The following is a 26545-nucleotide window of genomic DNA, read 5'->3' on the forward strand; positions in this document are numbered from 1 at the left end:
TTTGCGCGCGCAGCCAGTGGGAATGCCAGTCTGAGTCGGCCTTTTTATCGATCGAGCCGAACCGGGACCATGATCGCATCGTCGAAAGAGATAGCTGGTGCAGTTTCGTGCAGAGCGCATTCCGACCGGCGGTTATTAATTGTCACGCGACCCTGTGGCGGCGGTTGTGCCAGAGCGGTTCGCTGCGCGGCGCCTCGTGATCGTCGCACATGTTTGAAGCGCTCTTTCTGCCATCAAACTCATTGGCACAGGCAGGGCCATCCAGGCTTAGCGTAGGTGGATGGCTGGTAGATCGGGAGAGTATACCCAAAAGAGGCGTGGTCGTGAGACACGAAATGGCGTCTTATTAGGGTTGCTTTCGCGTTTTTGGGACGCTAGGTCGGCAAGGTCTAGATCCATCCGGGACGTTTCATGGCTCGCATCGGCTACGCCCGTGTCTCCACTACCGATCAGGACCTCGCGATCCAGCTCGAAACGCTCAAGGCCGCCGGGTGCGATCCGATCCGGGCGGAAAAGGCCTCCGGCACCTCGACCACCGGCCGGACCGAACTGTCGATCGTGCTGGACTTCATCGGCAAGGGCGACACCCTGGTGGTCACCCGCATCGATCGCCTCGCTCGCTCCATCGGTGACTTGCAGGACATCGTACGCACCCTGAAGGCCAAAGGCGCCATCCTGCAGGCGACCGAGCAGCCGATCGACACCGGCACGGCCGCCGGCAAGGCTTTCTTGGATATGTTGGGCGTGTTCGCCGAGTTCGAGACCAACCTTCGCCGCGAGCGCCAGATGGAGGGAATCGCCAAGGCCAAGGCCGCCGGCATCTACAAGGGGCGGCGCCCTTCGATCGACCCTGCCACGGTTCGTGCTCTCAAGGCCGAGGGGGTGGGGCCTGCCGAGATCGCGCGCCGCCTCGGCATCGCCCGGGCCAGCGTCTATCGCACACTCGGCACGAGCGGTCCTGGTGACACGACCGAGGCAGAACCGTAAGGGCGCGATAGATTTCGCCAGTTACGATCATTCAGAATGTTTGTGCCGAGATATGCCTGTTTCAGGAGCTGCTTTTCTCTGCGAATTTGATCCTTCAAGGAAAGTAGCAAAGATACTGCGTGCTTGAAGTCGCGATCTGCTGGCGTCGTAGCTTGTTTCCACCCATCGATCGCTCGTTTGACTCGACGATGAAGTTGGCTTGCGTCGGTTGCGCTCAAAGGCTCATTGAGATTGTAGTCGGCATCTTCGCGTTTGGCGATAGCATCGAGGTAAGCAGTCGCTAGTTGCTGAACGAACGCAGGCGTCGCAATCGGGCTTGATGTATTTCCGGGTCCAAGAAACAAGTTTTCGACAGATTTGTCGATATGCGCGCCCTTGAGCTTTCCAAAGGCCGTCGTCAATCCTGTATGGCTGAAAGTTCTAATGAAGACCCGCCGCCGTTGCTTCAAGTCGTTAGTGCTGCCTACAAGGCGCAGGGCGGTTTCATCCAAACAAAAATGAAACAGCGCGTAGTAAGTTGTGGAGATGCTGCGTCTGACGTAAGCAGCTTTCAACGGTCCTCGCTGGCCTGTTTTCCTTCGAATGAGGCGCTTCGAGGTGGTCAAAAGATCATCAGAAAAAGAAGACATTATGGTTCGGAAAAACGGATGCTGGGAAAGCGATCGTCTTGACTCGTAATCGCGCTTTCAATGGATGATGTAATTGCATCCACGTCGTCTTCCGACAGGTCGTCAAGATTTCTGAAATGGACAACAATTCTGATGAAATTTCCATCGTCATTGTAGTCACTTGAGTCCACATCTGCTCCTGTGAACAGATCGGAGTGTCTAGATCTGCTAATGGCGCCGCTAACTATATTGCGGATCTGTTCGGCTGCGGCATGTTTCATCGAAGCTAAGGTCCGGTTCTCGTACCCGCCGATGTTCCTCTCAATCGGCACCGATCCCTAAGGTATATATCATTCTGGATCGAAAGCGACATCTCGCTTCAATGGTGCGGCCTCCCCCTGGGCGCGTCCCTTCGGGACCGTGTCCTACTCGCCGCTTGCGGCGGCTCCCCGAACCCCTTGCGGGTTTCGGCCCTGCGGGTGACGGCCACATCGCGCGGCCCACGGGAAGGGGAGCGATCCCTTCTGCCGAGTTCGAGACCAATCGGAGCCGTGACCGCCAGATGGAGGAATCGACAACCTAAATGCCGTATTCCTACGAGAGCGGGTAGGGGCCGAGGAACAGGTCGCCCAGCGCCCGGCGACGCAGGTAGGTCAGGCGGCGCCGCCGGATATGCTCGGGCCGGTCGTGGATCAGGTGGCAGCGCTGGCACCAGGCGGCGAGATCCGCATCGCCGTTGCGGCTGGTGTCATGCTCGCGATGGCAGGTCGCCAGGATCGGGATGGTCAGCCGGGCCGTCGCAAGGGCCGCGACGCCGGGTTCGCGGCGCAGAAGCCGGCCGCGTCCGGAGCGCCAGCCACCGGCCTCCGCGTCGTACCAGGTGCCCTCGTCGAGGCAGACGATCACATGGCCGTGCGGGCGCCTGCAGGCCTCGCAGCGCCCGCCGGCCCGGCCGAAGCGGATCACCGCCGAAAGCTGCGGCCAGTCGATCGGGTAGAAGTGGCGGTGTTCGGGACGGATCGGCACGATGCGGCCACGCTAGCATGGCCCGTTGAACGGCGAATCCCCCCTTCGACACATCGATGGCGATGTAGCCTCTACGATCCGAGCGCCCTGATCGGCACGCCCCCCGGCTTCGCGGCCGGCCCAGCGCAGGAGTCAGAGGATCGCCCAGGGGAGGCGACGGGCTTTTGGATCGGAGAGAGGCTCCGGCGCCCGTCGCGAAAGCTCCGCCGATGCCCCGCCTCCTGATCCTCGCCTGCTCGGCGACCAAGCGCCCCGAGCCCGATCGCATCCCGGCATTCGCACGCTACGATGGCCCGCTCTGGCGCACCCTGCGCGCTGCCGATCCGGACGGCCGGCGCGCCAGGGTGGCCTTCCTCTCGGCCCATTACGGCTTTCGCGATGCGGCGACCCCGATCGCCGACTACGACGCGCGGCTGACGCGGGACCTCGCCGACCGGATGATCGCCGGCGGCGTGACCACGCGCTGGCCCAGGCCCCCGTCGCCCCGTCGGCCCGACACCTGTGGGATCCACGCCGGCGCCGAGATCGCCGGGCTGGTCCGGCACGGTGCCGAGCCCTTCGCGGATGTCGCGCTGGTCGGCGGGCGGCTCTACGTGGAGGTGATGCACGCTCTCGTGCGCGGCTTCGTCGAGATGGGCTGCGTGCGGCGCGACGCCCGCGTCAGCGTCATCAACGGGCCGATCGGCCGGATGCGCCAGGACCTGCGGGCCTGGCTGTGCGAGGCGAACGGGCCGGCCGGAGGCCGGCCGTGACCGGGCGCCTGGGGCACAACGGTGGACCGGCCCTCGACCAGCCGGCCGACACCCGCTCCGGCCGGTGCAAGCACTGCCGGCACTGGAAGGCCCCGTCCGACGAGGAGCAGCGGGCCTACGAGTGGTTCCATCTTGGCCTGTCGCGCCGCCGCGTCCGCCGGCCGACCGGCGCCTGCGACCGCGTCCTGATCGGGAACAACCCCAGGCCGGCCTTCTCGGCCACCTCGGGCGAGTTCGGCTGCGGGAATTTCGAGGCCGCGCTGCTTCCGCCGATGCCGAAGGGCGGCGGCTTCGTCACGATCTGGCAGGGCGGGCGCGTCGTCTGGGAGGGCCACGAGGAGGCGATCCCGGCCCGCTTCCTCCAGGAGGATCTCGACCTGTGACAATCCAGAGGGCGACGATCCATAAATTCTGAGTTATATGTATAACCTGAAAACTCAGGAGGACACACCATGCCGGACAAGTCCGTCACGACGGCCGAGTTTCTCCGCCACTTCGGCCGCTACCACGATGAGGCGCGCCTGGCGCCGCTGACCCTGACCAAGCACGGCCGGCCGTCCCTGGTCGTGCTCTCGGCCGACACCTACCGGCAACTGACCGAGCAGGCCGACCCGCGCCGGGCCTATGCCGCGGGGGAGACGCCGCCGGAGCTGGCGCACCTCATCCTGGCCGAGCTCGACCGCCAGTCGGCCGAGCACGGAGGCGACTAGGATGGCGAACCCCTTCCCGTCGGGCTCGGTCATCACCTACCCCTACCTGTGGCGATGGCAGCGCGAGGAGGGCCGTTTCAACGCGCCCAAGGACCGCCCGACCTGCCTCGCCATCACCATCCCGGATCGGGCTCAGGGGCTGACCCACCTCGTCCTGCTGGCCATCTCGGGAACCCCGCCGGGCGAGGAGCAGGTCGCTCTCGAAATCCCGGTGCTCGAGCTGCGCCGGGCCGGCCTGTCGACGCTCAAGCGCGGCTGGATCACGGTCAGCGAGTACAATTACGACGTCGCCGAGCGATCCTTCCACTTCGACCCGAACCAGACCGCACGGGGCTCGTTCGGTCCCGGGTTCATGAACCAGATCCGGGCCGCGATCCGCCCGCTCTTCACCGCTGCGCAGGGCCGGATCGATCGGACCCGGTGACAGAACATTGCTATGATATTGATATCATGGCGATGTTGGGTTCTGCTGGCAGGTTGGCCGGCGGTACGATCGGGGTCACCGTCAGCCTGGATCAGCGCACCCCCGACGATGCGCCGGCCCTGTTCTCTTGGCGTCCGCGCGCGCCCCGCCTATGCGAGGAACCATGACGCTGTCGGACCGTCTCGACCATCTGCCCGAACGCAAGCGCCGCGAGCTTCAGGACGCGGCCCGGATCCTGTTCGAGGAATTCGAGGCCGCCCAGAAGGGCAAGCTCTCCGACAAATACAAGGGTGGGCGCATCCTCAAGCTGATCCTGTTCGGCTCGCATGCCCGCGGCGACTGGGTCGACGACCACAAGACCGGCTACCACTCGGATTACGACCTGCTCGTCGTGGTCGAGACCGAGCGGTTCACCGACCACCACGATTTCTGGGAGCGGGCCGAGGAGCGGTTGCTGCGCGAGCTGACCGTGACGCGCCGCCTCAGGACGCAGGTCAGCTTCATCGTCCATTCGATCCACGACCTGAACGACCAGCTCGCCTATGGCCGCCCTTTCTTCGTGGACATCGCCCGGGACGGGATCGTGCTCTACGAGGTCGAGGGCTTTCCGCTCGCCTCGCCGAAGCCGCTTTCGACAGCGGAGGTGCACGCCGAGGCGGAACGGCATTTCCAGCATTGGTTTTCAAAGGCTGCACAGCGCTTTGATCTGGCGCAGGAAGCCGTGAATCGAGGATACGACAAGGAAGCCGCCTTCGATCTGCATCAAACCACCGAACGACTCTATCACTGTATCCTGCTCGTGCTGACGCTCTACAGCCCGAAGCTGCACCGCCTGAACCGCCTGCGGTCGCTGGCCGAGGGCGTGGACACCCGGCTGATCGCGGCATGGCCGCGCGATACGCGGTTCGCCCGGCGCTGCTTTGCCCGGCTCGACGCTACGTCGATGCCCGCTACTCCCCGCACTACGAGATCACCGGCGAGGAGCTGGCCTGGCTGGTGGAGCGGATCGGAGTCCTCCGCGAGATCGTCGCCGCGATCTGTGCGGAAAAGCTCGACGCTCATCGGACCCGCGCGTCGGACGTCTGAGCGGAAACGGTACGAGCACCGCGCATGAGGGGCTCCGCGCGCGCCAGGTTGAGATGCGCGAGCGCCGAACGCCATGGTCGGGGCCCGGGTCGTCGGAGCCCATGACAGCATACCGCTATGATATTGATATCATGTCGATGTCGGGCCCGGCCGGCGTGGGTCGACCCCGCTCTCTCGCAGCAACCCCGATAGGCCGTCGCGGCCTTCCACGATCAACCCTCAAGGGGTCCGCTCCGCAAGCGGGCGGCCGCTCCCGGCTACGCCTCTCGCGGTGATCGCGGCCTCTCCCGGCCTCCTGGGGCGCTGTCGAGCGGGGATCGCCCCCGCTCCCTCAGGAGCCCGACCCCATGGCGACCGATCTCAGCCTCGCGAACCGCTACGCCCACAGCCTCTCGCTCTCCCTGATGGTCCCGGTCACCGTCTTCCGCTCCGAGGCCGGCTACGCCGTCGTCACCTCGGACGAGTTCGAGGGCGATCCCGCCAGCGTCGTTACCGAGTTCGATCCCTACGAGGCGTGAGCCTCGCTCCGGGGCAGGTCACGATCTGCCTCAGTCATGAACGGCGGTGCGGAGGGGGCATCCCGACCATCCTTGTATGGACGGTCTCCGTCAGTGCGTATATACACGCTCTGTATGGACGGGGAGAGGTATCATGCTCAGCATCCGGGACGAGGAGGTCCGCACCCTTGCCGAGGTGGTGATGAAGCGGTGCGGCGCGCCTACTCTCACCGCCGCCATCAAACTCGCCTTGCAGCATGAGATCAAGCGCGCCGACGAGGCCCTGCCCTTGATCGATCGCGTTGCCGCGCTCCGGGCCGAGGCCCTGGCGAAGGCGGATCGGCCGCCCGCTGCCCCTCTGAGCGACGCCGAGCGCGACGCGATGTGGACGCGCTGATCGGTGTTCATCGACACCTCCGCCGTCGTTGCCATCCTGGCCGATGAGCCCGAGGCGGCGGCCTTCCTCGCCTGCATCGAGGCCAGCAAGCATCGGGAGACCGGCGCGCATGTCCGTCTCGAGGCGACGATCAACCTCGCGCGCATCCTCGGCCTCCCGGTCCCGGTCGCGCAGGATCTGTACGACGCCTTCCTGGCCACGGCCGGGATCACGGTGGTGTCGATCAGCGATGCCGTTGCCCGGCGGGCGGTGGCTGCCTTCGAGACCTACGGCAAGGGCCGGGGCCATCCGGCACAACTCAACTTCGCCGACTGCCTGTCCTACGCCTGCGCCGCGTCTTACCGGACTCCAATCCTGTTCAAGGGTCGAGACTTCACCCACACGGATCTGAAGATCGCCCTGTAGCGGCATCCCGCCGACCGACAAGCGCGGAGTGGGCGTGTTGGGGGCCGATTCCCCCCCTCCGGGCGACACGGTCGCGAGAGTCGGTCTGCGGGTGGAACTCGCGGAGCGTCCTTCGCGGGATGGCGAAACCGAGTGGCCAGGGTTCTCCTTGCGTACCGGCACAAGGCCGCGGCCCAGGGGCCTCTTGGATGGGCGTGTCTATCCGGGGCGCCCGGGACCACCGCAACGGCGGGGGCCGGGTTTCTTCCCCGCCGCCTGACGGCGGCTCCTCGCGGAGCAACAAACCCGTCCCCCGCCGTCCTCCGCTGCGCTGCGGCCTGCACACAGGTGCGGCGCCGGGCACCTCCGGCTCACCGACCGCCATCGAGGCCACGCGGGCGCGGCCGAGAGCACTGGAACGAGGATCATGACCATGGCGACCATCGGCAGCTTCACCCGGACCGAGACCGGCTTCACCGGCAGCATCACCACCCTGACGATCCAGGCCACCAAGGTCGCGATCGTCGAGGAGAGCCGCGGCGGCGAGAACGCGCCGACCCACCGGATCTTCCTCGGCAAGGCCGAGATCGGCGCCGGCTGGGCCAAGCGCTCGAACGAGGGGCGGGACTACATCTCGCTCAAGATCGACGACCCGAGCCTGCCGGCGCCACTCTTCGCCGGGCTCTTTGCGGAGGAGGACGGCCGGACCCACTCGGTGATCTGGAGCCGCTCCACCGCCGGGTCCAATCAGCGCTCCAAGGGCCGCTCGAACGACCGCAGCCGCCGGGGCTGAGCCCGGCTCTCGCCGCCCCGCCGTTCGGCGGGGCGGGCTTCCGCGCCCGACCCAACCCTAACGTCAGGACCGCCATTGGAGCTTCCCAGGAGTGGACATTCACAGGCTGCCCGGTAACTCCGTTTGCAGGGGTGTGAGCCACTCATGATTAGGGTGCAGATTATTCAACCAGATAACCAGTTTCTCTTTCTCGCCGGCAGAAAATTTAGGTAGACAGAGTTCGAAATCAGCCTGATCTTTATCTCGACAGTGCTTGGCCTTGAATAGTACTACAATCTCTGGAGCAAGATATGGGATACCTTCTTCACTTACGCGAACAGCGTCAGAACGCGCCATCTTTATAGTCTCGTTGCGCTTATAGACCCATAGGTTGGGCGTGCCTTGCTCAATCATGAGGTCGACCCGCCAAACACCTCGCCGCTTGTCCGCACCCCAAACCTGCCAAACATCGCTCGGCACAGGGACTGTTGGCGATAAATATTCGATTTCTCCGTCTTTTGCTGTGAAAAAATCTAATTCATGTAAGATGTTGCGGAAATGATCCGCGTCATGGCGAAGAACAGCAAACTCTAAGTCTTCATGTACGCGCGTTCGCTTACCATGCCATATGTCGAGAGCCCATCCACCCGCGACGTACCATGGGACAATCGCCCCTCGCAGACGCTGAGCTAGTTCGTGGGGTGACCATGCATCCCAAGCGTTCTCGTCGGGAGGATTCATTGAATTATCCGTATACTAGTCATAGTCATGCGTATGAAGGCGGACCCTGCAAAAGTATCGGCTATGGGTCATAATTAGCTCCTGCGGCTATATCGGCTTCGATGCATCCGACGTCCAGAAGCAGGCGGACAGAAATCCACCCAACCCAGTCATCTGAACCGCCTCAGCGCGGACGATCCATAGGAGGAGCTTCGGAACAGATCGCCCCAGAGTGAGAGTGAGCCGAGGCGGGATGACGGGAAATCAGGCTGGAGAGAGACTCCGGTGCCCGTCGCGAAAGCTAAGCCGATGGCCCGCCGCCCGTCCTCGTCCCGCAAGCCCGCCGCCCGTACCGAGGCTGCTCCAGTCCCGCGCGTCGACCTCTACCAGCGGATCACCGACACGATCATCGCCCAGCTCGAACAGGGCCGAGTGCCGTGGGTGCAGCCGTGGGGCGACTTGCCCGGTGCCGCCGCCGTCGGCATGCCGCGCAACGCGGCGACGAACCGGGCGTATTCCGGCATCAATGTCATGCTGCTCTGGTCGAGCGGCATGGCCGTCGGCTACCCGACCCAGCGCTGGCTTACTTTCAAGCAGGCGCTCGGCCTCGGGGGCTGCGTCCGCCGGGGCGAGAAGGGCACGCCGGTCGTCTACGCCGACCGCTTCACCCCCGAGCAGGAACGGCAGCGCGCCCAGCGCGAGGGCGAGGAGGCGCGCTCGATCGCCTTCCTGAAGCAGTACTGGGTGTTCAATGCTGCGCAGTGCGACGGCTTGCCGGAGGATCTCTACGTCCCGCCGCCGCCACGCGAGGACCTGATCGAGCCGCGCTTCCGCGCGCTGATGGGGGCGAGCGGCCTGACCATCCATCTCGGCGGGCAGATGGCGTGCTACCGCCCGGCCGACGACACCATCATCCTGCCGCCGCCGCAGGCGTTCCACGAGCCGGTGAATTTCCACAGGACCGCGGCGCACGAGATGTCCCACGCGACGGGCGCCGCCCACCGGCTCGCCCGCGACTTCACCGGCCGCTACGGCAGCGAAGGGTATGCTCGCGAGGAGTTGGTGGCCGAGATCTCGGCAGCTTACGTCTGCGCCAGCCTCGGCATCGTGCCCACCGTGCGCCACGCCGACTACATCGCCTCGTGGCTGGAGGTGCTGCGCTCCGATCCCCGCGCCATCGTCCAGGCCGCAGGGCTGGCCAGCCGCTCTGCCGACTGGCTGCTCGGCCACCTGCCGGTCGATCTGGCCCTCGGTGACGGCGGGGACGGGGGCGGCTCCGAGAGCGAGGATTCCCCAGCCTCGGCCGAGCGAGAGGCGGCCTGATGCGGTTCAAGCCCTGGCCCCGGCCGACGCCCTACGAGGACACGCCGCGCAAACGCGCGGCCTACCGGCGGAAACAGGAGCGCGAGCAGGCGGCCCTGCCGCTGTTCGCCCCGGCCATCGCCGAGCGCCAGCTCGAGGTGGCCGAGGAGATGGTCCGCCGCACCGGGCAGTGGGAGCGCCAGCAGCAGGAGGGACGCCGACAGCGGGCGCAGGCCTGGCGCCGGGTGCGCGCCCGCCTGTTCAACCTCGCCGCCGACCGGCGCCGCGCGATCCGGGCGCTCTGGCGGATCTGCCCGTATCCGGCCGATCCGAGCTACTTCGGCACCCTGCTCCACGAGATCGCGACCGGGCGGATCGATCCGGCGCGGCCTCCGTGGGGCGGCCGGCACACGCTCACCCCCCCGGACGACGCCGAACCCTGCGAGCTTCGCGGAGGCGTTCCGGCAGATCGGCCAGCGCACGGTGGGTGGAGGCCCGAAGACGGTGGGCGCCGACGAGCGCCTGTTCTGCGGCAATCTGGGGTCCGGGATCCTGTTTCTGACCTCGCGCGTGCGGTTGATCGAGCCGAACGAGAGCTTCTACACCGCGTCGAACCATCGCCTGCGCGACAGCCATGTCGGGAGCAGTGGGCATTGGGTCGACATCGCGGTGCGCGGCCCCTGCTCGGATGAGGATCTCCGCCGGATCGCCCGCCTGGCCCGGGCGGCCGACACCCGGCCGGTCGCCGTCCGGCGGATCGATCCGCTGGCCGGTCTGTCCGGACGGGAGGTTGCACGATGATCGAGGCGACGTCACGCTACCGCGCTACACCACGGCCCTCGTGCAGAGGGGGGGTGATGCACCGGGCATCATCTCCGCGCTGTCGTCGTGGGATCGCTCTCCGACCAGGAACGCGAGGTAGCTGCTCAGGTCGAGGAACCGATCGCATCCGCCGCCGTAGAACGCGCAGACGGCCGGCTCCACGGTGTCGGTGCACCAGACCAGGTAGGTGGCATCGCCCCTGGCCGCGTCGAGGCCGTACAGCGCGATCCGGGACGGCCCGACCGGCACCGGGAAGGCGTCCGACATCGTTGCGACGTGGCCGACGTGCCAGGGGCGATCACGCACGAGAGCCGTGGTTGCCGCGATCTGCGCGAGCCCCGGCCAGGTCTGGCCGAACGCCGCCCTGTCCCAGGCGCCGGCATAGGCGAAGCGCGCCGTCAGCATCGGGCTGAGCGGCATCGTCGTCTCCGGGGCGAGGGTGGCGATGTCGGCGCCGGGGGCGGATGGCCCCTCCAGCGATTGCCGGACATCGTCCTTGTCGTTCAGGCGCCAGAGCAGATGCAGCAACTCCGCGACGTCATGGGCCATGGGCGTTCTCCCGTTGCATGCCTCCCGGACGGCCGTGGCGACCTCTCGGGCCTTCCGGCTCCCGGCCCTCGCCCGGCGCGTCCCCTCGGACCGGGGGCTATCGCCAGCGGTCGCTGGTGCTCACACCGATCTCCCGGCCCTCGAGGCGGGCCAGTTCGATCGCGACCCGTGTCCAGAACCAGACCCGCCGTCCGTGCGGGCGCCGCGCCCGATCGCGGGCGAGATAGTAGGCCTGCCCGCCATGGCGGCGGTGCATGACGCGAGCTCGCGCCCGCACGCGGGCCCATCGCCGTGCTCGTCGCCGCAGCAGGCACATGGCGGGTCACGGCGAGGTCGGATCGGCGCCCCACGGGCCCGAGCCGAGCTGCGCGCGTGTCGCCAGACCCTTCGGCAGGTAGCCGAGCCCGTGCAGCAGATCGCGCAGGGTGTTGCGATGCAGGTTCAAGGCGTCGTGCGCGGCCCGCCGTTCGCGTTCGCCGGCCTCGCCTTCGATCCGCCCAGCCTGTTCACAGCGGATCAGGGCGGCGAGATAGTCGCGGTGGGCCGCGACGGTGTGCCGTTCCAAGTCGTCGACGAGTTCGATCGAGCGCGACATGGCTCGCTTCCCCGGAGGGCCCGTGTCCGCGGTACGCCCCCGCAAACGAGCCTCGACCACCCACAGCCGGGGAGTTGGAAAACCGCAACAGAACGGCTCCTGCGACCTTTAGCACCGGGGCGCCTGGACATACGTCGCAGGCTCCCCGACCCGAAGGGTCAAGGAAGTGGCGCCGTAACGGCCGGCGCCAAACCGTCTGTTGAGGGGTTTCCACACCCCAGGGCAGCGCGTACCGCCCCACGCGGATCATAGGCGTGCGCTCGCCCTCAATCCAGCGGATCTGTGCCGGGCAACGGCGGCCCTGAGACCGCACGGAAGAGTCAGAGAGGAGCTTTGCCGCCTCGAGCGATCGTCAGGTTGGGGAGAGGCTCCTCGTCCCACAATCCCCGACCATACCGAAGACGCAGCTTCGGCCCCCCGAGTGAGAGGAGGCCCCTTGGCCCGTGCAGGATCGCCGCTCCCGGTGGCCTGCGCGGCGAAGGAGCGAGCACCATGGGCGAATACGTGATGACCACCGTGACCATCGGCGGGCCCCGAGGCGGTCGAGGCGCTGATCGCGGCGGCGGCCGCCTACTTCGCCGAGGCCGACCCCCTCGTGCGGGAGGCCCTGGCCGAGGGGGGCAGCGTGGTCTTCGAAGATCTGCAGGATTGCGGTCGGACCCCTGGCCTGGACGCATTCTGCCGTGTGCACGGCCTGTCCTACCACGCCGCCTGGGTGGCCCGGGTGGGCCAGTTCGAGGCCGGATTGGAATACTGGCAGCCCGGCATGGCCGAGCCCGTCGAGGAAGCCGCCGACGAGGGCGGCGAGCCGATGATCACCCTGGCGGCCCTCCGGCGCTGCCAGGATGCCGGCAAAACCGTTTCCGACATCCTGGCACGGCTGGAGCAGGCCGTGGCTGACGCCATGCCACCACTGACCCTGGTCGGGGCTGCCGGCGCTGCCCCGCAGGCCGCCGCCTGATCCGGCGACCTTCGATCCGTCGTCCCCCTTCCGGAGTCAGAGGGGGGCTTCGCCTGCGTGAGGGTTTCGAGGCTACGAGGTGCCCGTCGGCGGCCGCCGCGACACCTACCGGGGCGACATGCCTGTGCCGACGCTCAATCGACGCAGAAGCCTCTGCGCATCTGCCGATGTCCAGATCATCCCGCCGCGCGGTTTTCGCACGGCGCGGCGTGTCAACTCGGCCGCGACGGTCTGGGCGCTGCGGCCCTGGTGGCGCATGATGGCTTCAAGCAGCGGTTCGAGGCCGGTCATGTAGCGATGCGCGCGGGCGGTCGCAGCGCGACGCCCGGCATCGCCGCAGCGTTGGCGGCCCTCGTCGACGCCCGATGTCGGTTTCGCGCTTTTACCCGAAGCATGCGCGACGTTCGCTGAGCGGGGATGCTGCATCAGAACCGCCCGGCGACCGTGAGGCGCACGGCCGTCGGCTCCACGGGGTGGAACACGCGATCCATCAGCCCCTCGGCCGGCTCGCCGGGCAGGCGTGACACGTAGGCGTAGGTGATCTGGTCTGACTTGCTGTTCGTCAGATTCAGCACGTCCAGGGAGACGCTCACCCCATTGTCGAAGGCGTAGCCGATCCGGCCGTTGAGCAGCGCAGTCGGGCGCGAGCGGATGGAGTTGTCCTCGATCAGCGGCCGCGGGCCGAAGTAACGGAAGCGAAGAGAGCCGAACCAGCCGAGCGGCTCGCCGAAAGTGATGCCTGCCGAAGCGATGGTGGTCGGCGCCTCCGGCACCCGGTTTCCGACGGGGTCGTAGTTCGAGAACCGGGCATTGGTGATCGTAAGGTCGCCCTCCAGCCGCAGCCAGGGCGTCACCGCGTAGTGATTGCTCCACTCGACGCCGAAGCGCCGGGTCGGGCGGCTCGGCTCCGTGGTGCCGGTATCGCCCTGGAACAGGTTCTCCGAGGCGAAGTCGAGCCGGAACAGGGCGAGGCTCGTTTCCAGCCCGGCGATGGACCGGTTGCGCAGACCGATCTCGTAACCTGTGGATGGCACGAGGAAGGGTGAGCGGGTGGTGTTGAACAGCGAACTCGTCGGATCGACGGTCGCGGTCACGCCGCGCACGTCGTTCGAGTGGAAGCCACCGCCGTAGTTCACGTAAAGCTCGGTGTCGGACCATGGCCCCAGCGTCAGCCCGAGCTTTGGATTGACGATGCCGTCGCGCGCCCGACCCGAATTGGCCGGCGTATCCGAGGCGACGCGAGCGTAGTAGCCGTCGGCACGGAAGCCGACGCTTGTGCGCAGCCAGTCGGTCCAGCGCACGCGGTTGTCGAAGTAGAATGCCCCGCTCGTCTCCATCACGCGGTCGTCGAGGATGCCCGAGCGGTATTGGCGGTTCGTGGTGTTGAACAGCCCGACGCGGATCGAGTCGGTGCGGGTCTGAACACCGATCTCGTTCTCCATCGGCAACCCGAACAGATCGCCCTGGAAAATATGCAGGGCTTCCCCGCCACCGACGATGCGCTGGTCGAGCTGATGGAACTGATCGCCGTTGACGGGATCGTTGAGGAAATAAGTGAAATCGTTGAACAGGTTGAGCTGAGAGCGGATGACGTAGGCCGAGGCCCGCGTCACCCCGGTGTCGTCCGTGGCGCTGAACCGTCCCGACAGGGAGAACCGCGAGGTGTCGCCGCCATCGCTCGGGTTGATCGTGCCGTAGCGGCCGATCAATCCTTCGGACACCGCACGCTCGGGGATCTGGTTGGTGGCCGTCCAGCGTGCTGCGTAGGCCATGCCGGTGATCGATAGGCCGTCCAGTGCCGTGCCCTGGCTATATCGGGCGACGGTGCTGATCTTGCGCAGGGCGTCCGGGACGACCCATGGTCCGTCATAGACCTGGGCGTCCGCGGCGACCAGAAGGTTGCCCTCGGCCAGGGGAGCCGATGCGATGCTGAGGGCCCGCTTGTAGCCGAAGCTCCCGATGGAGGTCAGCGCAAGGTTCTTCTGGACGGTATCGAGATAGTCGATCCGTACCGAGCCGGCCGCAGCGAAGTCACCGTCACGGACGAAGTATGGCCCCTTGTGAAACTCTACCGCGCCGACGAGTTCGGGGATCAGGAAGTTGATGTCCGCGTAGCCCTGTGCATGCGCGTTCGTCCGCATGTTGACTGGCATGCCGTCCACCGTGATGGCGATGTCGCTGCCATGGTCGAGGTTGAACCCGCGCAGGAAGAACTGGTTGGCTTTCCCCTCCCCGGAATGCTGGGTGACGATGAGACCGGGGACCTCCTCCAGCACCTCGCCGGGCCGGGTGACCGGCCGGCTATTGAGCTGAGCACCGGTGATGATGCCGGCGCTGGCCGAGTCGACGGTGAGGAGCGAGCCACCGATCCCGGTGACGCCACCGACGTAGCCGGCGCTCGCGGAAGGCCCGCCCTGCGGTGTCGCGGCCCTCTTTTCAGGGGTGACCGAGATTTCCTCCAGCAAGATATCGGAGCTCGAGGCCGCCCGCGAAGGGGGATCCTGGGCAGCGACGACGGTCGACAGCGCAGTCAGGCTGCAGCCGGATAGTGCGATCAGGGCGCGAAACGAAGAACGGGACACGGGGCCTCGAGGGCAGCGGTGGCACGTCACCGCGAACGAAGTCGCCGCGCTTGGCCATGGCCAAGCGCTCCGACACTCGTCAGGTACCCCCGCCCGACGCGTTTCGCGTGTGACCACGGCTGACGGCAGGTCTCCTGGCTTGCGGGTCATCGCCCCTGCACCGTCTTCCCGGATGACATGCATCCAGTGACGCGGTGGTGCTGGGCTCGCCGCTTACAGTTGCGGGGGCAGCCACGGCCTCGGGTTCCCCCTCACCGTGTTCCCTTTTGATCCCCGAGGGGAACCGTCGCGCAGAACCTTGCATCCGGCTTCCGCCGACCGTCAAGTCGCGATGCCGGGTTTACGTTTGGACTTTGGGTCTTATTCCCCCACATCCCTCCATGATTCTTCATGTGTGCCAGAGAGGTGACACGAGCCCGCCGTCACTTCGAGGCCCGGATCGCCGCCGCCGGTCAAAGAGGGGAGGATCGATGCAATTGAAATACGCTCGTGATCTGCGATCGTGGCGTGGAGAGGAAATATCGTCTTCAACGGTCATGGTCGTTCGCGGCCCTCGCCCGGGTGTGGACCTTCACGCGAAGAGTGTTGCCATCCTCGCCAACACGTCGTCCATGATCGCTGCGGGTAAGCTCTCGACTCTCCGGCCGTTGCGTGCATTCAGGTCGAGAACACGCGGTTGATCGCAGCGCACGACCCCTGTGGTCCTGGTCCCGGTCAGCGACACGGCAAAGCCGATCCGGCGGGCGAAGTCGCCGCCATTCGTGATCGGAGCAACGATCGGCAGGTTGGTCGCACGGTTGAACTCGTCGGGCGAGACGATGACGACCGGCCGGTGCCCGCGCTGTTCCCGACCTTGGGTCGGTTCAAGGTCGACCATGTAGACATCACCGCGCTTCATAGCGGCTCATCGCCGATGGCCGGGGCATCCACCCATTCGCGCTCCTCGGGTGGCTGTGGCTGAGAGTAGTCGGAGGCGGCCAGCAACTCAGCCATCGTGTAGCGAGGCCGGGCCTGCGGCTCGACCACCAGCCGGCCATTGTCGACGGTGAGGCCAACCTTGGCGCCAGCCGTCAGGTGCAGAACGTCGAGCAGCGCCGGCGGCACGGCCAACATGATCGATCCGCCGACCTTGCGGAGGTTGGTGGTATGCATGAAAGAGCCTCGGTTATTATATGAAGATATAACTTGGGCGCTGCCATGTTCAAGCCCGAAGGAGATCGACCACCGGAGTCAAGGGCTGGCGATCGGTCGCAAGGTGCGTCGGCTTTGGATGCCCCCGCTACACCACGACCCTGGTGCCGAGGCGACCGTCGGCTGATCCGGCCCGGCCTGGTCCCACGGAGCCCTTGCAGAGTCAGAGGGGGGCTTCGCCTTCGTGAGGGTTTCGAGGTCGGGAAGAGAGCCCGGCCGCCCGCACACAGGGACGATGCCACCATGACCAGCCCGAAGGCCACGCCGAAGAGCACCCCGAAGACCGCTGCCAGCACCGCCGCCAAGATCGTGCTGACTGAGGCGATTGCGATCCCGTTCGACAAGCTCAGCTTGAGCCAGGCGAACGTACGCCGGATTGCTCAGGGGATGAGCATCGAGGACCTGGCCGAGGATATCGCCCGGCGCGGCCTGCTCCAGTCCTTGAGCGTGCGCCCGATCCTCGACGGGGCGGGCCAGGAGACCGGGCGCTACGAGGTGCCCGCCGGCGGCCGGCGTTTCCGCGCCCTGGAACATCTCGTGAAGACCCGGCGCATTGCAAAGGGTGTCAAGGTGCCCTGCATCGTCCGCCCGGCCGACAGCGCGATTAGCGCGACCGAGGACTCGATCGCCGAGAACGCCATGCGCGAGGCCCTGCATCCGCTCGACCAGTTCCGGGCGTTCAAGGCGCTGGCGGATGCCGGCATGCCCCCGGCCGACATCGCCGCCCGGTTCTTCGTCACGGAGACGATCGTGCGCCAGCGCCTGCGGCTCGCCGGCATCAGCCCGGTGCTGCTCGACGCCTACGCGGCCGGGGAGCTGACCCTGGAATGCCTGATGGCCTTCTCGGTCACCGAGGATGCCGAGCGTCAGGTCAAGGTCTGGGAGGCCCTGTGCCGGCGGGGCGGGGTGAGCAACTGGTCGATCCGGCAGGCCCTGACCGAGCGCACGGTGAGCGTGGGTGACGCCCGCGCCGTCTTCGTCGGCGAGGAGGCCTACATCGCCGCCGGCGGCACCGTCCTGCGCGACCTGTTCGCCGAGCGCGGCGACGGCTGGTTCCAGGATGCGGCCCTGCTCGACCGACTGGCCGAGGCGAAGCTGGCGGAGTTCAGCCAGAGCGTGGCCGCGGAGGGCTGGAAGTGGATCGAGGTCCAGCTCAGCCTCGGTCACGGCCACACATACGGCCTGCGCACCCTGCGGACCCGCTCCGAGCTGAGCGAGGCCGAGGAGGTGGCCTTCGAGGCCGCTGTCGAGGAGTTCGACTCGCTCAATGACCAGTACGGCTACGGCGAGGAGATCCCCGCCGACATCGCCGAGCGGCTGGCCACCCTGGAGAGCGAGATCGCCGAGTACGAGGCGCGCGCCGCGATCCACGACCCGGCCGACATCGCGATTGCCGGGGCCTTCGTCAGCCTCGACTACGACGGCCGGCCGATGGTGCGGCGCGGCTACGTCCGGCCGGAGGACGAGCCCGTCGCAGCCCCGGAGGGTGAGGCTGCGACGGAGACCGGGGGCGCGAGCTCCGAGGCCGACGCCGTCGGTGTGGGTTCCCCGGAGGCGGATGGACGGACCGTCCGACCGGAGCCGAGCGTAATGCGTACGATCATCACCATCGGCGGCGGCTCGGCGGCGTCCGGCCCCACGGCCGAGCCCGAGGAGACCGACCGGCCGCTCTCCGAGCAGCATCGGACCGAGCTGACCAGCTACCGCACCATCGCCCTGCGCGAGGCTCTGGCCGACGATCCCGAGGCCGCCTTCATCGCGGTCCTGCACGCCATGGTGATCCGGGTGATCGTCAACGGCTACCGCACCGGCTCCTGCCTCGAGGTGTCGACCACGTCGAGCCGGGTCGACCACACCGTGCAGGGTCTCGACGCCTTCCGGCCGGCGACGTCCCTCGACGCGCGGCGCGAGGCGTGGGCGAAGCGGCTGCCGGAGGAGCACGGGGCGATCTGGGACTTCTTGGTCGATCTGGCTCCGGAGGCGCGCACCGAGCTGTTCGCGCTCTGCGCGGGCCTGAGCGTCAACGCGATGCAAGCACCCTACGACCGGCGCCCCGAGGCGTTGCCGCATGCCGACCGGCTGGCCCAGCTCGTCGGGCTCGACATGACCCGCGACTGGACGCCGACGGCGGCCAACTACTTCTCGCGGGTCACGAAGGGCAGGATCCTGGCGGCTTTGCGCGAGGCCAAGGGCGAGGACACCGCGCGCCTGCTTGAGGGCCTCAAGAAGGGCGACATGGCGCGTGAGGCCGAGCGGCTGATGGCCGGCAGCGGCTGGCTGCCCGAGCTGCTGCGCACGCCCGGCCTCGACGCCGAGGGTGCGGGCGTGGCGCCCGACGCGGCCATCGGGACCGAGGAACCGGCCGGCGACGGCGCGGCGGCGGATGCGGTGGATGAACCGGCCGAGGACCTCCCGGCCTTCCTCGCCGACGGCGGTGATGCGGCGGACGCGGACGGGTCCGAGCCGAACGCCTACGCCATCGCCGCCGAGTAGCGTTCCGCGCCGCCCGCGCCCTGACGTCGGCTCACCCCCGAGCCTCGCGGCTCGGGGATTTTCGTCGGGGCCTCGGGAGCGGCGTGGACAGCTCGCGGTCGCGAAGGCTCCGGCAAAAGCTTTCCCGTCTCCCGGTCGTAATGGCCGAGGCGCGTCTGTTTCGCGAGCCTGGCGCGCTTGCGCGTGTAGAACGGTGCCACCATCGGATAATCGTCCGGCAAGCCCCACTTGGCGCGATACGCCTCGGGGGTGAGCTTCAAACTGGTCAGGTGCCGCTTAAGCATGCGATAGGACTTGCCGTCCTCGAACGAAATCAGTTGCCTCTCGCGGATCGAGGCCTGGATTTCCTCCTGCGTCGGCAGCTCTTGTTCAGCCGCGTTATGCTGTCTCCCTCGCAGACGCGCCAAGGCTAGGCTGACTTTCTCGATCAGCGGGCCAACCTCGTCCGGGCTGAGCCTGTTCTTGGACAGATACGATGTCGCGATCCGAACGGTCATAGCCACGTTCGAGCGGTCGCGGTTCTTGTGCTGCCGTTCCAACCGACAGATCCTTCCCCGTGAATCGCCGGCCATCTGAAGCGTGGCCGTTGCAATAGTCAATAGTCCATTGTGAAGACATCAATTTGAAAGTGTACGGCGCTGGATCGTAACTCAACTGTGATGGCAATACATCAGGTCGTGCCATGAGAGGAAGAGGAGGCCAGGCGGAGTTGAGCCGACGGTGGGACAGAGAAAGTCCTGCGGGTCGGCCGATCGCCCGCCAGGAGGCCGTCCGTGAACGTCTCGATCCGCACCCAGCAGCTCCGCCATAGCACCGCCCTCACCTCGTCACCCGCGCCGGAGGCGCTGATCCGGGTCGGCACCTGCCTCGCCGACCAGCTCGCGCAGGGCCGTGCGGTCGACACCGCCGCCCTGCGCGCGGCGATGGAGGCGGCCTGTGGCGGCAGCGACGCCGACGGGCTCTGGCTGTGGAAGGATGCCTACGAGGCCGGCGAGATCGCCCAGGTGCTGTTCCTGCGCCGGTTCTGGCCGGCGATCCGAGCCAGGGCCGCGACCCCGGCGGCGCGGCTCGCCCTCATCGCCCGCATCACCGCGATGCTCCCGACCCAGACGCGCCGCTCCGAGGAGAGCGAGGTGTTCCAGCAATTCTCGACGCCGCTCGCCCTCGGCTTCGCCGCCGCCCTCGCGGCCGGGCTGCGCCCGGGCGAGCGGGTGCTGGAGCCCTCGGCCGGCACCGGCCTGCTCGCGGTCCACGCCGAGCTTGCCGGGGCGCGCCTGCATCTCAACGAGCTGGCCGCGACCCGCGCCGGCCTGCTCGCCCTGCTCTTCCCGGCCGTCGGTGTGACGCAGCTCGACGCGGCGCAGATCCACGACCGGCTCGACGCGGGCGTGATCCCGGACGTGGTGCTGATGAACCCGCCGTTCTCGGTCGCGGCGGGGGTCGAGGGCCGCTACCGCGACGCCACCGCCACGCATCTGCGCTCGGCCCTCGCCCGGCTCGCCCCCGGCGGGCGGCTGGTCGCCATCACGGGTGAGGGGTTCCGGCCGGATCGCCCGTCGAGCGCGGGCGCGTTCACCGGGCTGGCCGAGCGCGGCGGCCGGCTGGTGTTTTCCGCTGGCCTGTCCGGGCGCGCTTACGCCAAGCACGGCACCACCGTCGACGTGCGCCTGTCGGTGTTCGATCGGATGCCCGACGGCGAGAGCGGCGCCCAGGCGGCTCCGCTCGGGCTCTGTGCCGATCCCGCCGCCCTGCTCCAGGCCGTGCTGTCCAGCCTGCCGCCTCGCCTCCACGCGATCCCGGCGCCCGCGCCGGTCCCGCGCAGCGCCATCCCCGGCTTGACCCGCCGGCCCGCCGTCGCGCGCCCGCCGTCGCCGCGGCCGGCTCCCGCTCCCGCGGACGAGACCGTCGTGCCGATCGCCTACACGACGATCGAGGACCTGCCCGCAACGCTGGTGCCCGAGGCCGCCCTGTACGAGGCCTACACCCTGGAGACCCTGCGGATCGAGGGCGCGCAGCCCCATCCGACCCCGCTTGTCCAGTCGACCGCCATGGCCTCGGTGCGCCTGCCCCGGCCGAGCCACGCCCCGCGCCTGCCGGCGCCGGTCGTCACTGAGGGCCTGCTCTCGGACTGCCAGATCGAGACCGTGATCTATGCCGGCGCCGCCCATGCCCGCCACCTGCCGGGACACTGGACCGTCGACGAGACCGGCACGATCGTCTCGGCCGCCGCGGCGGACGCGGAAGGCGCGGTGCGCTTCCGGCAGGGCTTCTTCCTCGGCGACGGCACCGGCGCGGGCAAGGGCCGCCAGGTCGCCGGCATCATCCTCGACAACTGGATGCAGGGGCGGCGCCGGGCGCTCTGGATCTCGAAGAACGACGCCCTGTTGGAGGACGCCCGCCGCGATTGGCGCCATCTCGGCCAGGAGCCGCTCCAGATCGTGCCGCTCAGCCGGTTCGCGCCGGGCAAGCCGGTCACCCTGTCCGAGGGCATCCTGTTCACTACCTTCGCGACGCTGCGCGGCGGCAGCCGCAGCGGGGCGGGCTCACGCCTCGATCAGGTCTGCGACTGGCTCGGGCCGGACTTCGACGGCGTGATCGCCCTCGACGAGGCCCATGCGCTCGCCAACGCCGCCGCCGGCTCGGGCGATCGCGGCGTGGTCGAGGCCTCGCAGCAGGGGAAGGCCGGTCTCGGCCTCCAGTACCGCCTGCCCGAGGCCCGCGTGCTCTACGTCTCGGCCACCGGGGCGGTCACGGTCGAGAAGCTGGCCTACGCCCACCGGCTCGGCCTGTGGGGCGGCGGCAGCTTCCCGTTCCCGGCCCGGACGGATTTCGTCTCCGCGATGCAGCAGGGCGGCCTCGCCGCCATGGAGGTGCTGGCCCGCGACCTGAAGGCGCTCGGCCTCTACACCGCCCGCTCGCTCTCCTACGCCGGCGTCGAAGTCGAGATGCTCGACCACTTGCTCACCTCGGAACAGACGGCGATCTACGACGCCTATGCCGATGCGTTCCAGGTGATCCACACGCATCTCGACGCCGCACTCCAGGCCTCGGGTGTCACCGGCGCGTCAGGGACGCTGAACCGGGCGGCGAAGTCGGCGGCGCGCTCGGCCTTCGAGTCGAGCAAGCAGCGCTTCTTCAACCACCTGCTCACGGCGATGAAGTGCCCGTCTCTGATCGCCGACATCGCGGCGCAGATCGAGGCCGGGCACGCCGCGGTGATCCAGATCGTCTCGACCGGCGAGGCGCTGATGGAGCGGCGTCTGGCCGGAATCCCCTCCTCGGAATGGGGCGACCTTCAAGTCGACGTGACCCCGCGCGAGTACGTCATCGACTACCTCGCCCACGCCTTCCCGACCCAGCTCTACGAGCCCTACACCGACGCCGACGGCAACCTGCAATCCCGGCCGGTGACCGACGACGAGGGGCGGCCGGTCCAGTGCCGCGAGGCGGTCGAGGCCCGCGACGCGCTGATTGAGCGCCTGTGCGGGCTCGAGCCCGTGCAGTCGGCGCTCGACCAGATCCTGCACCATTTCGGTGCGGGCGCGGTCGCCGAGGTGACCGGCCGCTCGCGCCGGATCGTGCGCCAGACGGGGCGTGACGGCGTCGATCGCCTCGTGCTCCAGAACCGCCCGGCCGGCGCCAATCTGAGCGAGACCCAGGCGTTCCAGGGGGACGAGAAGCGGATCCTCGTCTTCTCCGAGGCCGGCGGCACCGGGCGCAGCTACCATGCAGACCGGGGTGCGAAGAACCGGCGCCTGCGCGTCCACTATCTGCTCGAGGCCGGATGGAAGGCCGACGCCGCGGTCCAGGGGTTGGGCCGCACCAACCGCACCAATCAGGCGCAACCGCCGCTGTTCCGGCCGGTCACGACCGACGTGAAGGGCGAGAAGCGGTTCCTCTCCACCATCGCCCGGCGCCTCGACACCCTCGGGGCGATCACCCGCGGCCAGCGCCAGACCGGCGGTCAGGGCCTGTTCCGGCCCGAGGACAATCTGGAGGGCCACTACGCCGCCACGGCCCTGCGCCAGCTCTACTGGGCGATCGTGCGCGGTGAGATCGAGGGCTGCCCGCGCGAGACCTTCGAGGCGATGACCGGGCTGTCCCTGGTCAATGACGCCGGTTGCCTGCTCGACGAGTTGCCGCCGATCGGCCGCTTCCTCAACCGCGTGCTGGCGCTGCGCATCGCCCTGCAGAACCGCCTGTTCGCGGCGTTCGAGGAGCGGCTGGCCCTGGTGATCGAGGGCGCGATCTCGGCCGGGGTCTACGATGTCGGCGTCGAGGTGCTGACCGCCGAGTCGTTCACGGTCACGGATCGCGAGGTGGCCTACACCCATCCCGAGAGCGGCGCGCGCACCCATCTGCTCACCCTTGCCGAGCGGCGCCGACTGCATCCGCTCGACCTCGACGACGCCCTAGCCCTGGTCGTCGACGGCTACCGGCCCATGGTCAACGCGAAGTCCGGGCGGCCGGCGCTGATGGGGAAGGCCGCGAGCGAGACCCGCGAGGACGGGTCCGTGGTGGCGCGGGTGCGGCTGGTGCGCCCGCTCCAGCGCCAGATCCTCGACCGCGACGCCTTCGACCGCTCGCGGTTCGAGGAGGTGACGCCGGAGGCGTTCCGGGCCGCGTGGAAGACCGAGCTTGCGGCCCTGCCCAAGTTCGAGGAGCACACCCTCACCGTGGTCACCGGCCTCCTGCTGCCGATCTGGGACCGGCTGCCCGGCATCGACATGCGGGTGTTCCGCCTCGTCACCGATGCGGGCGAGCGCATCGTCGGCCGGGTGGTCGAGCCCGAGGATCTGCACGTCACCCGCGAGCGGCTCAATCTCGGCGCCGGCGCCGCCATGGCCCCGGCCGAGGCCTTCGCCGCCGTGCTCGGCGGGCGCGCCAGCCTGCAGCTCGCCGGGGGGCTTCAGGTCAAGCGAGCCAGGGTGATGGGGGAGGACCGGGTGGAGCTGATCGGGGCGAGCGAGGGAGCCAGAGCCGGGCTCAAGGCGCTCGGGCTGTTCGCCGAGGTGATCGCCTATCGCACCCGCCTGTTCCTCCCGGCCGGTGAGCGCGGGGCGGCCATCCTGGCCGCGGTGTTCGAGCGCCATGCGCTGCTCCGTTGCGTCGCCGCTTCCGCTCACGCTTAATGCTCGAACCGGACGGAGGCCAACCATGCCGACCCATCCCGCCGCCGCGGACATTGCCCGCCAGCTCGCCGACCACGCCGAGGCGGTTTGCCGTCGCTATCTCTCGAACGGCTACCGCTCCGGCCGGTTCTGGTGCGTCGGCGACGTGTTCAACACGCAGGGCGCGTCGATGTACGTGCGCCTGACCGGCCCGGCCACCGGCAAGGGCCGCCGCGGCAAGTGGGCAGACGGCGCCACAGGCGAGCACGGCGACCTGCTCGACCTGATCCGGCTCCAGAGCGGCGGCACCGTGAAGGAGGCCCTGGCGGAGGCGCGGGCCTTCCTCAGCTTGCCTCAGCCGCCCGAGGCGGAGCGGTCGCGCCCGCTCCCGGAGGCGCGCGACACGACCGAGTCGGCCCGGCGGATGCTGCGCTATGGCCGGCCCGTGGTCGGCACCCCGGCGGCGGCCTACCTGCGTTCACGCGGGCTTGAGCACGCCGTTGGCTTGCCGGCGCTGCGGTTCCACCCGCGCTGCCTGTACCGGGCCTCGCGCAAGCATCCGGGGCCTGACACCTGGCACCCGGCCCTGCTCGCCTGCGTCACCGATCTGTCGGGCGCCGTCACGGCCGTCGGCCGGACCTGGCTCGCCGCCGACGGGCGCGGCAAAGCCGATTTGCCGAAGCCGCGGCGGGTGCTCGGCCACCTGCTCGGCTACGGCGTGCGCTTCCCCGGCACGGTCACGGATCTCCTGGTGGCCGGGGAGGGCGTCGAGACGGTGCTGTCGCTCCACCGCCTGATGCCCACGATGCCGCATGTGGCCGCGCTCTCGGCCGGGCACCTCGGCGCCCTGATCCTCCCTCCGGGCCTGCGCCACCTCTACATCGCCCGCGACGCCGACGCCGCCGGCGAGCGGGGGGCCGCAATCCTGCGCCGGCGCGCCGAGGCCGCCGGCATCCTGGTGACGGATCTCGATCCCCGCGAGGACGACTTCAACACCGACCTGCGCCATCTCGGTCCGCGCGATCTCGCCCTGCATCTGGCGCCGCAGCTCGACGAGAACGACACGGTGGCCCACCTCCGGTTCGAGGAGGCGGCAGCAGCCTGATCCGGTCAGTCCGATCGAGGCGTCCGGGTGAGGCCCTGGCGGCTGTCCTGGGCCGGAGGGAGAGCCGGCGTCCACGGCCTTCTCGAGAGGGCGACGGGTGCCGGGCCGGGGGCCTTGGGTGCAACGGTCCCGGCCGACGATTTTCCGCCGCCGCCTGACGGCGGCTTTGCATCGCGAGGCAAAATCGACGGCCGCGAGCCGTCCTCCGCTGCGCTTCGGCCCGCGCCTCCGCATCGCAGAAGGTGCGATGCGGAGGGGGCGCGGGTGCCCCAGGCTCCCGGGCCCGGCCTTGGGTCGCCACGAAGGCCGCGATGGACGCAGGTCTCGGACCCCAAGGAGCCCGCGATGCTCGACCACGCGATCCACGATCTCGATGCCGACCTGCCGACGGCCGACGCGACCCTGCTGGAGGAACTGGCGGTCACCGGCTACCGCCCGTTCGAGGAGCACGACGATCCCCGGCCGCTCCCGGCCAAGCGCGCGATGGACCAGGGCCTGCAGGTGGCGATGAGCGCCCTCGAGCAGGCCTTCGCCGACACCCGCCTGGAGGACGACCTCGAGGACGTGCTGTGGGGCTTCGTCAACGTGTTCCACCGCCGCGTCGAGCAGATCGAGCGCAAGCTCGACGAGAACGAGCAGGCGCAGCGTGCCAGCCAGCGCGATCAGGACGGCAGCGAGGTGCTGTCGGTCGAGCTGGAGCGCCTCACCGCCCTCGGGCTGACGCTCTCGGAGCGGCGCAACGCCTTCGAGTACGCCCGCGACACCGCGGCCCAGATGTTCACCCGCACCACCCGGTCGCTGTGGCGCCCGCATTCCGGGTCGCGGGTCAACCGCGCCACCATGACGGCGGCGATGATCGACTCGCGCGACTACATCAGCGCGCGGCGGCGGGCGGAAACCGAGATCCACCTGCCGCAGGGCACCCGCATCGCCTTCACCGGCGGCAAGGAGTACCAGGACGTCACGGTGATCTGGGACACCCTCGACAAGGTCCGGGCCAAGCATCCCGACATGGTGCTGTTGCACGGCGGCGGGGAGGGCGCCGAGCTGATCGCGGCGAAGTGGGCCGACAACCGCAAGGTCCCCCAGGTGGTGTTCAGGCCGGACTGGAAGCGCTACAACCGGGCCGCCCCTTTCCGGCGCAACGACACGATCCTGGAGCAGATGCCGATCGGCATCGTCCACTTCCCCGGCGGCGGCATCTCCGACAACCTCGCCGACAAGGCGCTGTCGAAGGGCATCCCAATCCGGCGCGGCGTGAAGGCCGGCGCATAGGCGCCGGGGCCCCGACGATGCCGGGCGAAGGTCTGCCTCTACGGCTTGCAGCCCAGTATGTCGCTGGATGGAGTCGGCTGCTGCTGCGATCGACCACGCGGCAGCCGGGTCTGTCAGACAGGGCGCTGGCTCGACATGGGAGGGCGGATTGGCGATCTATCATCTGTACGCGCAGATCATTCAATCCTCCGGAGGT

27 protein-coding genes, 1 pseudogene and 1 riboswitch are annotated in these 26545 nt (G+C 68.5%); of the genes and pseudogenes, 17 read left to right on the top strand and 11 right to left on the bottom strand.

Annotated features, from left to right (window positions below):
• Positions 1 to 411 precede the first annotated feature (411 nt).
• Positions 412 to 987 carry a recombinase family protein gene (locus A3862_RS30310; protein ID WP_111474430.1) on the top strand — a complete coding sequence of 192 codons (576 nt, stop codon included), beginning with the start codon at positions 412 to 414 and terminating at the stop codon, positions 985 to 987.
• Here A3862_RS30310 and A3862_RS31290 read toward each other — a convergent pair.
• Together A3862_RS31290 and A3862_RS30315 are read right to left on the bottom strand one after the other, a co-directional pair.
• Positions 933 to 1616, bottom strand: a complete 684-nt coding sequence (locus A3862_RS31290; protein WP_124263051.1) for a hypothetical protein — start codon at positions 1614 to 1616, stop codon at positions 933 to 935. The two genes, A3862_RS30310 and A3862_RS31290, sit on opposite strands and share 55 nt — an antisense overlap.
• A gap of 573 nt (positions 1617 to 2189) precedes the next feature.
• On the bottom strand, positions 2190 to 2621 hold the full coding sequence (locus A3862_RS30315; protein ID WP_111474431.1) for a hypothetical protein: 432 nt from the start codon (positions 2619 to 2621) through the stop codon (positions 2190 to 2192).
• A gap of 209 nt (positions 2622 to 2830) precedes the next feature.
• Between A3862_RS30315 and A3862_RS30320 the strand changes: the two genes are divergently transcribed.
• The 9 genes and pseudogenes from A3862_RS30320 to A3862_RS30360 all read left to right on the top strand — a co-directional run bounded on the left by A3862_RS30320 (position 2831) and on the right by A3862_RS30360 (position 7664).
• Positions 2831 to 3373, top strand: a complete 543-nt coding sequence (locus A3862_RS30320; protein ID WP_111474432.1) for a hypothetical protein — start codon at positions 2831 to 2833, stop codon at positions 3371 to 3373.
• Positions 3370 to 3756, top strand: coding sequence for a hypothetical protein (locus A3862_RS30325; RefSeq protein WP_111474497.1), 387 nt, complete (start codon positions 3370 to 3372; stop codon positions 3754 to 3756). Before A3862_RS30320 ends, A3862_RS30325 begins: the two co-directional genes overlap by 4 nt.
• Before the next feature lie 69 nt (positions 3757 to 3825).
• Positions 3826 to 4083: a type II toxin-antitoxin system prevent-host-death family antitoxin gene (locus A3862_RS30330; RefSeq protein WP_111474433.1), complete on the top strand. Its 258-nt coding sequence runs from the start codon at positions 3826 to 3828 to the stop codon at positions 4081 to 4083.
• A 1-nt stretch (position 4084) separates the two neighbouring features.
• Positions 4085 to 4507, top strand: a complete 423-nt coding sequence (locus tag A3862_RS30335; RefSeq protein ID WP_111474434.1) for a hypothetical protein — start codon at positions 4085 to 4087, stop codon at positions 4505 to 4507.
• Between the two features lie 163 nt (positions 4508 to 4670).
• Positions 4671 to 5593, top strand: a pseudogene (locus A3862_RS30340) (HEPN domain-containing protein).
• 347 nt (positions 5594 to 5940) lie between these two features.
• A complete protein-coding gene (locus A3862_RS31760) occupies positions 5941 to 6111 on the top strand; it encodes a hypothetical protein (RefSeq protein WP_164706445.1) in 171 nt (56 codons plus the stop codon).
• Positions 6112 to 6244: 133 nt separating this feature from the next.
• Positions 6245 to 6487, top strand: coding sequence for a type II toxin-antitoxin system VapB family antitoxin (locus A3862_RS30350; RefSeq protein ID WP_111474435.1), 243 nt, complete (start codon positions 6245 to 6247; stop codon positions 6485 to 6487).
• Positions 6488 to 6490: 3 nt separating this feature from the next.
• Entirely contained in the window at positions 6491 to 6892 is a 402-nt protein-coding gene (locus A3862_RS30355; protein ID WP_111474436.1) for a type II toxin-antitoxin system VapC family toxin, read from the top strand.
• A 412-nt stretch (positions 6893 to 7304) separates the two neighbouring features.
• A complete protein-coding gene (locus A3862_RS30360; protein WP_111474437.1) occupies positions 7305 to 7664 on the top strand; it encodes a DUF736 domain-containing protein in 360 nt (119 codons plus the stop codon).
• Positions 7665 to 7763: 99 nt separating this feature from the next.
• Here A3862_RS30360 and A3862_RS30365 read toward each other — a convergent pair whose 3' ends face one another.
• Positions 7764 to 8384, bottom strand: coding sequence for a nucleotidyltransferase domain-containing protein (locus A3862_RS30365; protein WP_111474438.1), 621 nt, complete (start codon positions 8382 to 8384; stop codon positions 7764 to 7766).
• A gap of 288 nt (positions 8385 to 8672) precedes the next feature.
• Between A3862_RS30365 and A3862_RS30370 the strand changes: the two genes are divergently transcribed.
• Both A3862_RS30370 and A3862_RS32285 read left to right on the top strand, forming a co-directional pair.
• Complete coding sequence (locus A3862_RS30370) at positions 8673 to 9686, top strand: ArdC family protein (RefSeq protein ID WP_164706446.1); 1014 nt, start codon at positions 8673 to 8675, stop codon at positions 9684 to 9686.
• Positions 9687 to 10169: 483 nt separating this feature from the next.
• Positions 10170 to 10466 (top strand): hypothetical protein, encoded by a 297-nt coding sequence (locus tag A3862_RS32285; protein WP_236962203.1) that lies wholly within the window; start codon positions 10170 to 10172, stop codon positions 10464 to 10466.
• 24 nt (positions 10467 to 10490) lie between these two features.
• Here the strand turns inward: A3862_RS32285 and A3862_RS30380 are convergent, their stop codons facing one another.
• The 3 genes from A3862_RS30380 to A3862_RS30385 all read right to left on the bottom strand — a co-directional run bounded on the left by A3862_RS30380 (position 10491) and on the right by A3862_RS30385 (position 11631).
• A complete protein-coding gene (locus A3862_RS30380) occupies positions 10491 to 11036 on the bottom strand; it encodes a hypothetical protein (protein ID WP_111474439.1) in 546 nt (181 codons plus the stop codon).
• Positions 11037 to 11133: 97 nt separating this feature from the next.
• Positions 11134 to 11292 (bottom strand): hypothetical protein, encoded by a 159-nt coding sequence (locus A3862_RS31765; protein ID WP_164706447.1) that lies wholly within the window; start codon positions 11290 to 11292, stop codon positions 11134 to 11136.
• A 66-nt stretch (positions 11293 to 11358) separates the two neighbouring features.
• Complete coding sequence (locus tag A3862_RS30385; protein WP_111474440.1) at positions 11359 to 11631, bottom strand: hypothetical protein; 273 nt, start codon at positions 11629 to 11631, stop codon at positions 11359 to 11361.
• Positions 11632 to 12226: 595 nt separating this feature from the next.
• On the opposite strand from A3862_RS30385, the gene A3862_RS30390 reads away from it, so the two are divergent.
• Positions 12227 to 12592, top strand: a complete 366-nt coding sequence (locus tag A3862_RS30390) for a hypothetical protein (protein ID WP_236962205.1) — start codon at positions 12227 to 12229, stop codon at positions 12590 to 12592.
• Between the two features lie 105 nt (positions 12593 to 12697).
• Here A3862_RS30390 and A3862_RS30395 read toward each other — a convergent pair whose 3' ends face one another.
• From A3862_RS30395 to A3862_RS30410, 4 genes are all read right to left on the bottom strand, one after another.
• The gene (locus A3862_RS30395; protein WP_205782378.1) at positions 12698 to 13018 is read right to left on the bottom strand and encodes a hypothetical protein; all 321 of its coding nucleotides are present in this window, start codon (positions 13016 to 13018) and stop codon (positions 12698 to 12700) included.
• Positions 13018 to 15324: a TonB-dependent receptor gene (locus A3862_RS30400; protein WP_236962207.1), complete on the bottom strand. Its 2307-nt coding sequence runs from the start codon at positions 15322 to 15324 to the stop codon at positions 13018 to 13020. Before A3862_RS30400 ends, A3862_RS30395 begins: the two co-directional genes overlap by 1 nt.
• Positions 15282 to 15477: riboswitch (cobalamin riboswitch) on the bottom strand. Its footprint overlaps the gene before it by 43 nt.
• Positions 15478 to 15745: 268 nt before the next feature.
• Entirely contained in the window at positions 15746 to 16072 is a 327-nt protein-coding gene (locus tag A3862_RS30405) for a type II toxin-antitoxin system PemK/MazF family toxin (RefSeq protein WP_111474441.1), read from the bottom strand.
• Complete coding sequence (locus A3862_RS30410; RefSeq protein WP_111474442.1) at positions 16069 to 16326, bottom strand: AbrB/MazE/SpoVT family DNA-binding domain-containing protein; 258 nt, start codon at positions 16324 to 16326, stop codon at positions 16069 to 16071. The genes A3862_RS30405 and A3862_RS30410 overlap by 4 nt, the downstream gene beginning before the upstream one ends.
• A 282-nt stretch (positions 16327 to 16608) precedes the next feature.
• Between A3862_RS30410 and A3862_RS30415 the strand changes: the two genes are divergently transcribed.
• The gene (locus A3862_RS30415; protein ID WP_111474443.1) at positions 16609 to 18858 is read left to right on the top strand and encodes a ParB/RepB/Spo0J family partition protein; all 2250 of its coding nucleotides are present in this window, start codon (positions 16609 to 16611) and stop codon (positions 18856 to 18858) included.
• Here the strand turns inward: A3862_RS30415 and A3862_RS30420 are convergent.
• The gene (locus A3862_RS30420; RefSeq protein ID WP_111474444.1) at positions 18837 to 19397 is read right to left on the bottom strand and encodes a MucR family transcriptional regulator; all 561 of its coding nucleotides are present in this window, start codon (positions 19395 to 19397) and stop codon (positions 18837 to 18839) included. The genes A3862_RS30415 and A3862_RS30420 overlap by 22 nt on opposite strands.
• Positions 19398 to 19631: 234 nt before the next feature.
• Between A3862_RS30420 and A3862_RS30425 the strand changes: the two genes are divergently transcribed.
• The 3 genes from A3862_RS30425 (at position 19632) to A3862_RS30435 (ending at position 26349) form a co-directional block, all read left to right on the top strand.
• Complete coding sequence (locus tag A3862_RS30425) at positions 19632 to 23990, top strand: strawberry notch family protein (protein WP_111474445.1); 4359 nt, start codon at positions 19632 to 19634, stop codon at positions 23988 to 23990.
• 25 nt (positions 23991 to 24015) lie between these two features.
• Complete coding sequence (locus tag A3862_RS30430) at positions 24016 to 25074, top strand: DUF7146 domain-containing protein (protein WP_111474446.1); 1059 nt, start codon at positions 24016 to 24018, stop codon at positions 25072 to 25074.
• A 345-nt stretch (positions 25075 to 25419) separates the two neighbouring features.
• On the top strand, positions 25420 to 26349 hold the full coding sequence (locus tag A3862_RS30435) for a DUF2493 domain-containing protein (RefSeq protein WP_111474447.1): 930 nt from the start codon (positions 25420 to 25422) through the stop codon (positions 26347 to 26349).
• Positions 26350 to 26545: the final 196 nt, after the last annotated feature.

This window comes from Methylobacterium sp. XJLW, from assembly GCF_003254375.1.
Classification (GTDB): Bacteria; Pseudomonadota; Alphaproteobacteria; order Rhizobiales; family Beijerinckiaceae; genus Methylobacterium; species Methylobacterium fujisawaense.

Excerpts from the sequence above, each read along its gene's own strand:
- A3862_RS30330 (WP_111474433.1), top strand. The coding sequence starts at position 3,826 with ATGCCGGACAAGTCCGTCACGACGGCCGAGTTTCTCCGCCACTTCGGC.
- A3862_RS31290 (WP_124263051.1), bottom strand. The coding sequence starts at position 1,616 with ATGTCTTCTTTTTCTGATGATCTTTTGACCACCTCGAAGCGCCTCATT.
- A3862_RS30395 (WP_205782378.1), bottom strand. The coding sequence starts at position 13,018 with ATGCAGCATCCCCGCTCAGCGAACGTCGCGCATGCTTCGGGTAAAAGC.
- A3862_RS30335 (WP_111474434.1), top strand. The coding sequence starts at position 4,085 with ATGGCGAACCCCTTCCCGTCGGGCTCGGTCATCACCTACCCCTACCTG.
- A3862_RS30415 (WP_111474443.1), top strand. The coding sequence starts at position 16,609 with ATGACCAGCCCGAAGGCCACGCCGAAGAGCACCCCGAAGACCGCTGCC.
- A3862_RS30370 (WP_164706446.1), top strand. The coding sequence starts at position 8,673 with ATGGCCCGCCGCCCGTCCTCGTCCCGCAAGCCCGCCGCCCGTACCGAG.
- A3862_RS30380 (WP_111474439.1), bottom strand. The coding sequence starts at position 11,036 with ATGGCCCATGACGTCGCGGAGTTGCTGCATCTGCTCTGGCGCCTGAAC.
- A3862_RS30310 (WP_111474430.1), top strand. The coding sequence starts at position 412 with ATGGCTCGCATCGGCTACGCCCGTGTCTCCACTACCGATCAGGACCTC.
- A3862_RS30365 (WP_111474438.1), bottom strand. The coding sequence starts at position 8,384 with ATGAATCCTCCCGACGAGAACGCTTGGGATGCATGGTCACCCCACGAA.
- A3862_RS30350 (WP_111474435.1), top strand. The coding sequence starts at position 6,245 with ATGCTCAGCATCCGGGACGAGGAGGTCCGCACCCTTGCCGAGGTGGTG.
- A3862_RS30430 (WP_111474446.1), top strand. The coding sequence starts at position 24,016 with ATGCCGACCCATCCCGCCGCCGCGGACATTGCCCGCCAGCTCGCCGAC.
- A3862_RS30385 (WP_111474440.1), bottom strand. The coding sequence starts at position 11,631 with ATGTCGCGCTCGATCGAACTCGTCGACGACTTGGAACGGCACACCGTC.
- A3862_RS31760 (WP_164706445.1), top strand. The coding sequence starts at position 5,941 with ATGGCGACCGATCTCAGCCTCGCGAACCGCTACGCCCACAGCCTCTCG.
- A3862_RS30410 (WP_111474442.1), bottom strand. The coding sequence starts at position 16,326 with ATGCATACCACCAACCTCCGCAAGGTCGGCGGATCGATCATGTTGGCC.
- A3862_RS30400 (WP_236962207.1), bottom strand. The coding sequence starts at position 15,324 with ATGACCCGCAAGCCAGGAGACCTGCCGTCAGCCGTGGTCACACGCGAA.
- A3862_RS31765 (WP_164706447.1), bottom strand. The coding sequence starts at position 11,292 with ATGCACCGCCGCCATGGCGGGCAGGCCTACTATCTCGCCCGCGATCGG.
- A3862_RS30320 (WP_111474432.1), top strand. The coding sequence starts at position 2,831 with ATGCCCCGCCTCCTGATCCTCGCCTGCTCGGCGACCAAGCGCCCCGAG.
- A3862_RS30360 (WP_111474437.1), top strand. The coding sequence starts at position 7,305 with ATGGCGACCATCGGCAGCTTCACCCGGACCGAGACCGGCTTCACCGGC.
- A3862_RS30405 (WP_111474441.1), bottom strand. The coding sequence starts at position 16,072 with ATGAAGCGCGGTGATGTCTACATGGTCGACCTTGAACCGACCCAAGGT.
- A3862_RS30435 (WP_111474447.1), top strand. The coding sequence starts at position 25,420 with ATGCTCGACCACGCGATCCACGATCTCGATGCCGACCTGCCGACGGCC.